The sequence below is a fragment of the Caballeronia sp. LZ028 genome (assembly GCF_031451415.1).
In the GTDB taxonomy this organism is placed as follows: domain Bacteria; phylum Pseudomonadota; class Gammaproteobacteria; order Burkholderiales; family Burkholderiaceae; genus Caballeronia; species Caballeronia zhejiangensis.
Genome location: NZ_JARUXN010000004.1, coordinates 125,852 through 137,176 on the forward strand (window position 1 = coordinate 125,852; position 11,325 = coordinate 137,176).

At 55.5% G+C, this 11,325-nt stretch carries 8 protein-coding genes and 1 pseudogene; 2 read left to right on the plus strand and 7 right to left on the minus strand.

Annotation, left to right across the window (positions count from 1 at the left end; genetic code table 11):
- Window positions 1-418: 418 nt before the first annotated feature.
- Complete coding sequence (locus QCE58_RS23315) at window positions 419-631, minus strand: hypothetical protein (RefSeq protein WP_250522756.1); 213 nt, start codon at window positions 629-631, stop codon at window positions 419-421.
- 988 nt (window positions 632-1,619) lie between these two features.
- On the opposite strand from QCE58_RS23315, the gene QCE58_RS23320 reads away from it, so the two are divergent.
- On the plus strand, window positions 1,620-1,967 hold the full coding sequence (locus tag QCE58_RS23320) for a helix-turn-helix transcriptional regulator (protein WP_250522757.1): 348 nt from the start codon (window positions 1,620-1,622) through the stop codon (window positions 1,965-1,967).
- 164 nt (window positions 1,968-2,131) lie between these two features.
- Here QCE58_RS23320 and QCE58_RS23325 read toward each other — a convergent pair whose 3' ends face one another.
- From QCE58_RS23325 to QCE58_RS23335, 3 genes are all read right to left on the minus strand, one after another.
- Window positions 2,132-2,506: a hypothetical protein gene (locus QCE58_RS23325; protein WP_250522758.1), complete on the minus strand. Its 375-nt coding sequence runs from the start codon at window positions 2,504-2,506 to the stop codon at window positions 2,132-2,134.
- Window positions 2,503-3,489 carry a hypothetical protein gene (locus tag QCE58_RS23330; RefSeq protein ID WP_250522759.1) on the minus strand — a complete coding sequence of 329 codons (987 nt, stop codon included), beginning with the start codon at window positions 3,487-3,489 and terminating at the stop codon, window positions 2,503-2,505. The genes QCE58_RS23325 and QCE58_RS23330 overlap by 4 nt, the downstream gene beginning before the upstream one ends.
- Window positions 3,490-4,143: 654 nt before the next feature.
- Window positions 4,144-4,839 carry a hypothetical protein gene (locus QCE58_RS23335; RefSeq protein ID WP_309780429.1) on the minus strand — a complete coding sequence of 232 codons (696 nt, stop codon included), beginning with the start codon at window positions 4,837-4,839 and terminating at the stop codon, window positions 4,144-4,146.
- 912 nt (window positions 4,840-5,751) lie between these two features.
- Here QCE58_RS23335 and QCE58_RS23340 point away from each other — a divergent pair.
- Window positions 5,752-7,050, plus strand: a complete 1,299-nt coding sequence (locus QCE58_RS23340) for a sensor domain-containing diguanylate cyclase (protein WP_250522761.1) — start codon at window positions 5,752-5,754, stop codon at window positions 7,048-7,050.
- 129 nt (window positions 7,051-7,179) lie between these two features.
- On the opposite strand, the gene QCE58_RS23345 is transcribed toward QCE58_RS23340, so the two are convergent.
- The 3 genes and pseudogenes from QCE58_RS23345 to QCE58_RS23355 form a co-directional block, all read right to left on the minus strand.
- A complete protein-coding gene (locus QCE58_RS23345) occupies window positions 7,180-9,018 on the minus strand; it encodes an SUMF1/EgtB/PvdO family nonheme iron enzyme (protein ID WP_250522762.1) in 1,839 nt (612 codons plus the stop codon).
- Window positions 9,019-9,290: 272 nt separating this feature from the next.
- Window positions 9,291-10,757 (minus strand): RES domain-containing protein, encoded by a 1,467-nt coding sequence (locus QCE58_RS23350; protein WP_250522763.1) that lies wholly within the window; start codon window positions 10,755-10,757, stop codon window positions 9,291-9,293.
- A gap of 293 nt (window positions 10,758-11,050) precedes the next feature.
- A pseudogene (locus QCE58_RS23355) lies at window positions 11,051-11,325 on the minus strand (hypothetical protein); the annotation flags it as partial.

An 11,325-nucleotide genomic window follows, 5' to 3' on the forward strand; every position in this document is an offset into this window, starting at 1 on the left:
GGTTCGAAGGATTTGCCTAACTCACAGTTGTGGTACCGTGCTCAGAAATCCCTTAGCGTATCGAGCGATGATGGCTCTCACAATTGTCCAGAAGCGACACGTTGCAACTGCTTACCCGGAGTGTCAATCAGAAATGAGTCGCTATCTCGCGACGTCTGCGCACGTGGTGATTCACCGACAGAATGAATGTGGCAACGATACGTTGCCATTTGCAATCTGTGTCTCCGGAGGCGATTTTTGGATTGATTGCTGCCGGACGGCCGATGAAGCGAAAACACGGGCAGAAAGACTGGGTCTCGTCGTCCACCGTGTTAGGCAATGAACGCGAGTTCGTAGCCTGAGGCAATGCTGACGCTCAGTTGATTCGCTCGAGCTCGAACTGCACTTGCGCGTAAGCTGCATTACGCCGCAAAACCACCTACGCGTGGTTAACCGTCGCGTCGAACAACACTTCTGCCTTGGCGAGTTCCTCCAGCGCGAACTCCAGTTGAGACTGCGCCCTGACGTTATCAACTGTTACTCCGGCGCGAGCCACCTCCCGTGCAGCGCGAAACGCCACTTCGACCTTTCGGGTTGCCGCCATGAAGCGCACCGCTGCACGCGACTCCGGCGAATGCGATGTAACAGACATATGCTTACTCCTTGAAATCTTTCAGACGGCACCAACAGCTTGCCTTGGAGGGCGGGCATGTTGCGTCAAAAAAGTTGCAGCTGAGATGCGTCGGGATCTCCCACCTGTTGTTCCCTCTGAGCAGGTTCGTGAACCGGATCTTCAGTGTCCTCCGGACCAGTCCAGTCGTTGTCTGAGGGCGCAGCATCGAACAAGTCTCCCGTCATGCCCAACGATGGACTGTCGGACGCTTTCCCTCGCAAGCGCCGAACCAGCCGCAAATAAGACTCCATGTCTCCGTCCCGCGATGCGGTAGCGACGGCTGCTAGCTCGCGAGCCTTGAGAGGAGACGGCTCGGCCAGCCGAATGAAGTACGGTGCGTCTAAGGAAACCGCTAGCGAAACTGGATAGGTTCGTGTGCCAACGCGGTCGTTTTTGCCGTGGAAGTCGACCACGGCGGTCGACGTACCGGTACTCAAGACCCTTCCGCTTCGAGCATGTCGGAACTCACCGGGACGCAAATTCAGGGTGCCTCCGATTTGCAGCTGATCCGGCGAGAAGCAAACAAGGGCGAAATACTTTTCTCGAGCTCGGCCAGAAGGAAGCACAGCGGTACTCGTGATCAACGCGTGCGAAGGAAGCGGTCGCAGTTGACCACTGAAGTCGACCCACGCATTCCAATAGACAAAGCTGCTCTTCGCTTTGGCTGCACGCGAGTGTTTGCGCGCGTGAGGTGAAAAGAGTGCGGTCGCGCCGCGCGACTGGCCCACTGTCCCGTGAGAAGTCGCGGGTAGGTGATTCACTCCCCAGAGAAAGCGCCCTCCGCCAAGCCTGCGCTCCCACTCCTTGCGCAGAACCATCGTAGCAATGTCCTCGTCGCTATCTGCGCCGATCTTCGTCCAGCAGAAGGTCGATGGTGTTTGTGCAAGTTGCATTAGCGGAGGTGGACGTCGGAGGAAGGCAGCAGAAGGCGATTCAATAACGTTAATGTATCGCTATAATGCATAGGATGGAAGCCCCAAACGCTAATTTTCCAGTACGCGACCTGCTCGGTAGACTAACTACCGATCCTCGTTCGTCCAGTGAAATCGCAAGATTGTCGGGAGTTAGCCAACCAACCGTGTCTCGACTTCGCCTCTCCAACGGGACGCGGATTCGGCGCAGTCGTCCATTCATTAAGCTATGCAGTTTCTACGGAATTGACCCCGGTCGGGATGTTCAAGCAGGTAACGATGTCGAAATGACGCCGTACAACGAGCTGCTTCAAAGTGCAATACTCGACGCGTGGGATGGCTCGGAGGAACACGGAGAAGCGCTATTGGTGGTCGTGCGGGGACTGAAGCGCTTGCGCGGTTGATCGGTTGATCGGAGGGACTGGACGGTTGGGGGCGGTGCGACGCCGCTGCGGCCCAAAAGATGTCCGTGTGGGTAGGAGAGCCGGTTTCTCGCGCTGATCAGCACCGTATACTTCAAGTACAGCTTGGCTGCCGCTGGACGACGGACGCGCTTATTGGCCTTCAGTCAGTTGACTTTGCTCGACTTCGTCTTGGCGTGTCGAGCGCGGGAAGTCTTGACGTGCTCGACAGCTTTGGTCCCACTGGCGACGGGCGCGGTATTGACTTGAGCCGGCGCATTCTCGTTCGTTGGCTCGAGGCACTCTGAAGACGAATCGCAGATATCCCCGCATGTTCTATCCGCCGATGACTCTTGGCTTGCCGTCACGACAGCATCTTCGCTCTTCGCTTGGTCGTTCGTTACGAGGTCCGAGAGTGTTAGTCCATGTTCGAGCATCATCTCTCTGATTCTTGCCACAATCATCCTCGCCCTCATTCTCCTCACGCCTTCGGACTGACTCATCAACACTCTGATTCGCTCGGACATGAGGTCGTCGTTCATTGGATTGCTTCCGGGGCCGAGTGGTTGTTGGGTCGCATCCCGCGAACTGTCAGGCGACCTTGGAGTCGCTTTGTGCAGGATTCGACAGCGATCCTCTCATCTTTTCGGTCATCGAAGGGTGGCCCGATATACAGTGCGTCCGATTGAGAGGTGGGGCGCCATGCAGCACGGATATCGGAAGCAACGACCTTATTCCGTTGCAGCAGGAGTTCCAGGGCCCTCGTCTGCCAGTCAAGACGGGTGCACAAAGCGTCTGGCTCGAGCTCCTCATCAAATGGACTGCGCTTCCTGAGTTCGAACGTTTGCTCGAAGTGCTGCCAATCGTGGAAGCCAAAAATGCGGGCTGTGAGTTGAAGTGACCAGCTCTCCGAGGATTTCGGAAACAAGGCGCGCAATCCGTTCGCTCTTTCGACGGCCACGTCCAGGGTCGGTGGCATGAACAGTCCGTCCGGCGAGGGGAGAACTATCTCGCAGATTGTTGCTCGCTCGTTCTCGTCGAAGCAAGGCAGAGGACGGGTTGTGGTGACTCCAAGTGGTCGATCGAGCGCCGACCTGTGGGGTTCCGCTACCCTCGACGACATCGAACGACGCGGTGGCGATTTCGAGGTACTGTTTCCCTTTGGCTTTGTACTCCGCTTCCAGTCGACGAGCTTCCAAGTCTCCACAAACGTTTCTATGCTTTCGATCGAAACGTGTGGGAGAAAGTCGGACAGCACGCGGACTTCTCGCTCGTGTTGGAACGTGATCTGGCCTTCTCCGTCCACTTCGCCGGGAAAAATTGGAAGTGCAGGCTCACGATGTCGGAACACATCGTTGCGTTCGCGACCGATGCATCGAATTGTCGCATCCTGGTGTCGCGTCAGGGAGACGGTTCTCTCCGGGTCGAGCCGCTTAGCTAGAATTTTCGCTTTGACCTTTAATCCGTCCACGCTACAAAACGGGGAAATGACGTTCTCTCCGCGTTCATAGTGGTTTTCGTCCATCTGTCAGCTCCTGTGATGTTACTTCGCGTGTTGAGATAATCTGGCCCCACGGGCCAATACAGAAATCGACATCGTCTATGAATAGCATTGCTAAGTAAAACATCTCAAATTTTGCGATGGTTGACGCGTTCGGGGAAGTGAGAGGGAACCAATGGATGTCAGTCGAGAAGTCGAATCAACAGCCGCCAGTACGGTCGACCAAAGACGAAATGACCGTTCGGAATGGCTTACTCAGGTGGGGCACACAGTCCGCTCGTGCTCTTCAAGCATAGAAGCGGTATTGCGCAAATTCAAGGAAATTTGCGCTAGTTCGACCGCTGTCTCTACGTATATGTGATCTGCGTGGGAGTTCAGCGGTCGGCTGTTCAAACGTCCTCGACGGCGATACTGGCCGCAGGCGGATGAAGCAAAGCTTCATCGTGCTGTGAGTCCACAGGCATTCTCTCGCCGGATCCGCGCACGTGCGTGCGAAAATTGGACGGCTACACTACAACCAGCAGGCAGCAGGCAGCAGGCAGCAGGCAGCAGGCAGCAGGCAGCAGGCAGCAGGCAGCAGGCAGCGGGCAGCAGGCAGCAGGCAGCAGGCAGCGGGCAGCAGGCAGCACGTAACTTGTTGGCTATTCACCGTGGCAAGCTCGTGCGCGCTAGGCTCGGCTAAATGGACATGTTCTTGAGGAACGCGCCGACATTGGGAGACCGTTTCGTCAAATCGCGTGCTTCGTTAATGGCAAGAACGCTCGGGAACGCGACATCTTTTGGGGCGGCGCGAATGAAGTTGACTTCACTATCTGGCGTGAGCACGGTCCCCGCTCTGAGACTCTGAGAGAACTGATAGGGAGCTTCCATAACGAAAATCAGACCCATCGCGAGGAATGAAGACGATATGTTTGTGGAATTCCACCAGTTCATTCGAGGGGCGTGAATGATATCAGCTGCCCCAAAGCGTCTCAAATATTCGAACCTATAGATGGAGACTGAGAGTTCGGGCGGAAGAATGGTTTTCCCAGTATAAAGAGCGCATCTGAGTCGCTCTTCGACATCACCCGGGAGTTTGTATCTGTGCAATTGCGTCGACAGAGATGCACGCCAAAAAACAGAATGAACAAAGCTCATAATCGGCTCAACATGCTGCCGACCGACAGGCGCCTTTTCAGGGCCCTTGCTTGTCTTCCAAACATCTCTCAACCGTTCAATTGCTGTCTTCTCGAATTTGCTGAATTTCTGCTCACACGCTCCACACAGCAAACGTTCCTTGAGGTCTTTCTGGTTATTTAAATTAATCTTTCCTGGAAGCTCGTAGTGGACATTTTTGCCTTCAGTTTTGACATGCTTGTGGAGGCTCGCTGGCATGATGTGCGAAACGTGGAGGGGGCTTTCGTTCAGGCAAAGCGCGCAAGTGGTCATGTGGAAGGATGCGGGAGAGAGGAGTAGTGAAGCTATGTATTTGATCTTATGGGTGTAAGCGCTGACGCGAGCGTAGCAAAATATTCCCACACGGGCCAGTACAGAACGGTAATGGAAGTTACTTATGTCGTCCACCGAATCCTGCCAGGCCTTCGTGCTTCAGCGAGTGGAATCGCGAAGAAGGGGTGCGCTACCCGACGCAGTAATTGTCGAATATCTGAAACTTGATCATCGGCACAGGAAGCAGCGGCCGATTGACGGTATCCTCTACAACAGCGCGCGCGAACGAGGGGCGCAAGCGTGCGTGTTGTTTTCGGCCCCGAAGGTTTGTGCGACTAGGGCAAGGAGGCAGACGCAACGGCGCTCGTGCTCAAATCGGTTGAAGTGATTCAACTGTGCCCGCAGTGACAGACGGTCAAAAAATTCTGCGCGCTCAAGAACGATCTAGTTTTTCTTGCCTCGACCAGCGAATTGATAGTCGTCCGTAATCGGAAGAGCATGTGAACATCGTCCGATGGAGCGCAGCTTGCTATTGTAGAGTGATGCAACGTCACAACCAATTGACTCCGTCGCTGCCACGTCCGTGCAGCGGACAGTTCGCCGTTCGGGCCGAACAGCCGTCGAGTTCAAATGGCAAGGCCGTAAGTGGTTTGAAATTAATCTACGCGGACTGCGTTTGCATCCGGCGGCATCGATTGACAATATCTTCATGGTTAGGGGCGAGCTGTTGAATGATTTCGCAGTTCATCTCAAGTCCCACGCTCACGTGCCGATAAAGAGGGACGACGTGGGCGCTTCAGCGGCGCTTTTTGTTGGTAAGACTCAATGCCGTGTAAGGGTTCGGCAAGGTTGAAAAATATGTCTGATTTGCCCGATCCGTTGGCCGAGTGTGGGGACGGAGTGAGAGTCAGTGTTGCGACGTTCGGTCGCGACGCGCGCGGCGCTTTTGTAGTCATCGCCTGCAACGAGCAGTTCTTCCGGATGGTTGGCGCTTCGAGCTCGGACTTCCACACATTCCCGATTCGGTACGACGACCTTGTTGCAGGCCGTGTGGCATTCGTGCTTCGCGAAGAATTGCAATCATGTTTCGCGTACGGCAGAGTCGACGAAAAGGAGCGCGTACTCGCTGTCCGAGCGGGCTCACAGCTTTGGCGACTTTCTTTGAAGCCGTTCAACCGCGTGGGCAATGGCGAAGCCGTGCGCGAAGTCCTCGTCACGGGATTTCACAGCGACCAGAGCCAGAAGCTGACACACGACCTTGAGGTGAGTGCATCGCGTTTTCGTGCAGTCGTGGACTCCGCGTACGACGCGATTGTCACAATCGATGAGCAGCATAGGATCACCCTGTTCAATCGTGCAGCAGAAAATCTGTTCGGATACAGTTCGGCGGAAATTCTCGGACGCCGAATCGAAACTTTGCTACCTGAGAGATTTCGCGCCAATCATGGCCGGAATGTCCGAGAGTTCGCAGACTCGCCGAAGACAAGCCTGCGTTCGATGGTGCCCCCTCGCATGGACGAGAGCAACAGCGTCTTTGGACAGCACCGAGATGGCACGGTCATCCCCGTCGAAATCGCGATCTCCAAGATCAAAGTAGACGGTGTGATCGAGTTCACGGCGGTGGTGCGCGACATCACCGAGCGCGCACAACTCATGGAGCTGTTGAAGAAGCAGGCCGTCACGGACGCGCTCACGGGCTTGCCGAATCGTCGCGAGTTTTCGGACTTTCTAGAGAGAGCGCTCAGCACCGATGAGGTTCTATCGGTGTTCATGCTCGATATTGATTCCTTCAAGGCAATCAACGACCGCTTCGGCCACGACGTGGGCGACGAAACCCTGCGGGTATTCGCCGAGGTCGGTAAGTCGATTTCGCTCGATTCAAAGGTGTTTGCCAGGTGGGGAGGTGAGGAATTCGTGGCGGCGATGCCAGGCGTGGACTCGAAGCTCGCGCTTGAAGTAGCCAATCAACTGAGGGAGAAGGTTGAGCGACAGGAATTTGAGCTCGTGTGGCGCGACAAGGTGATCCCGTTCACCGTCAGCATTGGCGTCGTCACACGTAAGGCTGGCGAGCGCAACGTTGAAGCATTGATGAAGCGCGCGGACCGGGCTCTCTATCAAGCTAAAGAATCCGGCCGCAACCGCGTCATCGCTGGTTAACATCTTCAGGCAACAAGCAACCCGAGCGTCGGCAGCAAGGTCACAAGCTCCTGAAGAAGTCGTTTCACATCGATTGATTGCCCGGGGCTTCGTCAAGGAAAAGCCACCCGGGCGACTTTCGTCATCAACTCAGGCGTCGGATTCTGCAACGTAACACAGACGGAAGCCTACTTTTAGGCCTTTGTAACGCATTGTGAGATAAGCAGGGCACTTGTCGCGCTCTAATGATCCAAGGATGAGAGCTTGACCGGTGGCTGCGTTTGCAGCAGGTGCACTTCCGTGGGCATAGTCGGATAGCCATTCACCGAAATCGACAACGGACAAGAAGGCAAGACCTTCAGCGTTGTGCGACCAAGTCAAATGCTTACCGTATCGCAAGCTCCCTCCGTCGGCGCATGCCTCTGGATCTCGGTGCGAGGTCGTGTAGCCTGGAAGTCCATCTCCACCCTCGAGCGCCCAGCTCAAATCTCCCCAGCCATCCCGTTCGATGTTGCGAACTGGAGGTGGCGCGACTTTCCGCCATTCATCAATCTCAAGTAGGCGGACCGGCAGGCCGATCTTCTCCTCATACCATCGGCAATACGCAACGGCGTCGAACCAGGTAACGCTGACGGGGGCATCAGGGCTGTCGCTCAGATTGACAGCGGACAGATCGCCTTCAAGTGTGGTGCCGTGCTTGTCAGTTCGCTTCGCGCGGCAATTGTTCCATGGCGATGCCTCAAGGAACTGCCAGAATTCACCGATAGTCACCAACGGCGAGACCATCAGTCGATACTCGGGAAGACGGTGAGAGACGAATCGGTCTGCACTGGTCGCTTTCAGGCTGCTTGGAGCACAGTAGTTGCTCCGCGTGGCAATAAACTCGCGGAGCAAGAGTTTGTGATATCCCGGCCAGTCCTGAAGTGTCCCGCCGTTAGTGTAGTGGCGGGATTCGGCACGGTGGGCAAGCTGCTCATGCCACTCGCCCGTCTTGAAGTAAAGGTGGGCTTCGAACGCTGATGCTGCTTTCATTGCGCTAGGCACCTCGGAATGCCTCAGCATTGGATAAAAGCTGTTGCGTACGAGTTCGTGGTCGCGTTGATCGCGAATGACCCAATCGAACGCACCGTCATGCCCTTTCAAGAAGACGATATTGTCATTGCCTGGAAATGGCACGACTTCGACCCACCCGCGATCTGATCGGTCGATCTGTTCCCGGAAGATGTTGAAGATCCGTAGGTCTACGGCAAGCAGGGCCTCATCGGCGTTGTAGAGGCAGAGCTCTGGTGGCCGCTGCATCGGCGAGACTAGATTGTCGCCAAGCAGGTTGAATGAGATAAGCCCGAGCTCGAAGCGAAGCGCGCACAGGAGCAGGTCGCGCCCGGTTAATTCGAGGACTTCTGGCAAATCGGCACTTGCGTCGCCTTTTCGCTGCAAACCGAGGGCTACCTGATTTGCGCGCGCCTCGCACCAATCCGTCATCGCGGTATCGTTCGAGATATCACCGCCGAGCAACGAAACGTCCATGCGTCCAATTTGACGAGCGGCGAAAAGGCTTGACCCTACGCCTGTGAACACTTTTCTCGGTAAGGGCAGGCCTGAATTGAAAAGACGATCCGAGAGCTGACGCGCTGTCAAAGAATGATGAATGTGTGACCACTTCAAGAGGTCTCTCGGATGGGTCATTCCGTTGACTTGCAAGAAATCAACGAGGCGCCGCTCCATGTCGTCCCACGCGTCGAAGTTGGCAACGCCGAGTGCTTTCGCGAGACCATGGCGAATATTGCTCAGTTTGAGGGAGGCTTCGTCTGCGTCGCGTGAAGCAGACATCTGCTCACGGAACGCTTTTGTAGAGTGCTTGATCTGATCCCGATGTAGTCCCTCGACCTTGATAGACCAAAACAGGGTTTCGGACGACGATGAGCGGCCAACGCGAGGACTAAGGACGAAGAGAGGACGAACTGCGCGAAGCAGGTATTCGGAACACATGTGAATCTCCAGTTTTAGACGCCACGGCGGAGCCGTGCTGCCTCGGCGAAAGTGAAAGCCAATCAGATCTGGAGAAACTGCAGAGGGAGGGCCTCTTCAACGATTTCGGTAGGAGAGACAGCGCTCTTACCAGGAGTCGTCACACACAGCCAGCATAATAAACGAACTATGCCTTTCGAGCCAGCTAGCAAGAGAAGTGGCAGGACTTGATGTCGCTACTGCACTGTGCCGGGCTACCATCCGGTTGCGCGACTTATCGCGCAGACTCGCAATCAGAATTCGGTGTCAGGCTTAGTCGAGACATGACGCCGCACTGGTGTTGCGGTCGTAACTACCTTGACGCGAGACACTTGATGAACAACCAGAGAGTCCGCGTCGACCCGTAAGCTCGGTTCGCGAGAGTCGTGGTCGCTTGCATTTCGTGGCATTGAACTGAAGGGCGCCAAGTCCCACCAATTCTGATCGAATTCAGCGGACTTGGACTCAGGCTCGACCGCAGGCTTCTTTACAAAGACTACATAATCCAACATTGGGTCGTCATCCGAGCCGTATTCGACACGTCCCGTGATCTCAGTCCCCTTCGGCATGTCGATGGCTTCGACCCGGGCAGCTTTGCGAAATAGAACGACATTTCGCGCACTCCCTTCTGCTTGCACGGATGGATACAAAATTCCGTCTATTGTCGGTGCTGGAAGCACAGCCAAAAAATCAGCTATTGCTTGAGTCGGCAGGTAGTCGAAGGCTTCATCATCCGGCATTACAGGGCGGATGATCAACGCGCTCAGCGTACGAAGGAAGGCTGCTCTTTCGAGTCGCTCTATCCAGTGTGGATCGAAGATGCTGCCGGATTCGACTACTTCGTTCAATGCCGTAAGGTCAAGCAGATTCAATGAGCGAATGATGTCGAATTGAGCGACGACGACATCGCTGCCAACCGGAGGCCGGACCTCAGCGAGGGCGGCTGACGCCTTTGTTGCTCCATAGAAGACGGAGATGCCTTGCGCATTCATGCGCCCCGCGTTAGCGAATCGGGCGGGCGGCGACGCCATATGAATTTCCGGCCTTGAGATAGCCTCTCGGAGCTTTTCCGATGACTGAAATGCCCGAGCGCGATTAAGCTTGGTCAGGTGCGTTCGCGGGCCGACTCTTCGGATTACCGGATGTCCGGCGCTCGAGCGCAATTGTTCGATTCCATTGAATGCCGATTCGAGATGCGCAGCAGCCTCGCGACTAAAGAAGCGAGTTTCACTTCGTAGGAGATGGACAAACAAGTTCCATTCTTCTAGCCACTCGTGAGTCGAGACGTCCTTTTCCTCGTAGAAGCTGTCATCAGCGAACTCCGTCTCGCCCCACTCATCCGGTCGAAAGCTCCTGTGGTCGTACTCGAGTATCCCTTGTATATCGCAGGCCGCTTCACTGGGAACTAGTGCCGCGCTTTCGATGGCTTCAATGACTGGGTCGCCGTGGCGAGTCCACTCATAGTCCAACTCTTTGTCACCGAGGGGGCTCTGTTCAAGCGCATCCGGATGCTCGGACGTGCGGACGAAGTGCTGTTGGAAAGCAAATTCAACAATCTCGGCGATTGTGTCGATAGTGAAACAATTGCTACGCCCCTCACAATACGAGCAGCGCCGACGCTTACCTTCGCGCTTGATTTGTTCGCTGAGAAACGGTTCTCCTACGCATTTGAAGCAAAGCGCCTTCATTCGGAGCTTATCGACATCGTCGAGATTCTTCATAACACTATGATGAAAGACCGAAGAATTCGCCGCGATAACTGATGCGATGACTCTTGGGCGTTTCTGGTGACCATATTTCGCTCGGCGCAAGGCGTCGTGACGCTGCCCAACATACTTCGAGGACGACAGCAACTGATGGATGCCGCATCGCCACGTCTCGGGCGGGAATTCTCTGCAGCCGGAAGGCGTCGAACGCGATACGACGTTCTGGAAGTTGGGAGATCTTGGAGAAAGACGGAGTAGACGCGAGCCGCAGGCAGCCTGGACTCGCGTCGACCCGAACCTTGATGCACTCAGAATGTTGCGCTATCTGCCTTATATTGTGTGTCGTGCGGACCAGCGGGAAGACCCTGACCGGCCTTGTTGACCGAGATCGCATTGGCTTGCTGCGCGAGCGGCACATAATTCGGTTTCGCCTTCGCGATTGCCGCAGTGATTGCTGCGGCAATCAACGTTGCGATCGGGTTGCGAGATAAAGTCGGAAGTGGTGTACGGGGGAGTTGAGGCGGGAAATTGAAGGCGGTGGTGGTTTCAGCTGAGAATCTGATTGTCGAAGTCGGAAACCAGC

Bases quoted from the DNA above. Each gene is read 5' to 3' on its own strand.
- QCE58_RS23325 (WP_250522758.1), bottom strand. From the start codon at position 2,506: ATGAACGACGACCTCATGTCCGAGCGAATCAGAGTGTTGATGAGTCAG.
- QCE58_RS23320 (WP_250522757.1), top strand. From the start codon at position 1,620: ATGGAAGCCCCAAACGCTAATTTTCCAGTACGCGACCTGCTCGGTAGA.
- QCE58_RS23340 (WP_250522761.1), top strand. From the start codon at position 5,752: ATGTCTGATTTGCCCGATCCGTTGGCCGAGTGTGGGGACGGAGTGAGA.
- QCE58_RS23335 (WP_309780429.1), bottom strand. From the start codon at position 4,839: ATGCCAGCGAGCCTCCACAAGCATGTCAAAACTGAAGGCAAAAATGTC.
- QCE58_RS23350 (WP_250522763.1), bottom strand. From the start codon at position 10,757: ATGAAGAATCTCGACGATGTCGATAAGCTCCGAATGAAGGCGCTTTGC.
- QCE58_RS23315 (WP_250522756.1), bottom strand. From the start codon at position 631: ATGTCTGTTACATCGCATTCGCCGGAGTCGCGTGCAGCGGTGCGCTTC.
- QCE58_RS23345 (WP_250522762.1), bottom strand. From the start codon at position 9,018: ATGTGTTCCGAATACCTGCTTCGCGCAGTTCGTCCTCTCTTCGTCCTT.
- QCE58_RS23330 (WP_250522759.1), bottom strand. From the start codon at position 3,489: ATGGACGAAAACCACTATGAACGCGGAGAGAACGTCATTTCCCCGTTT.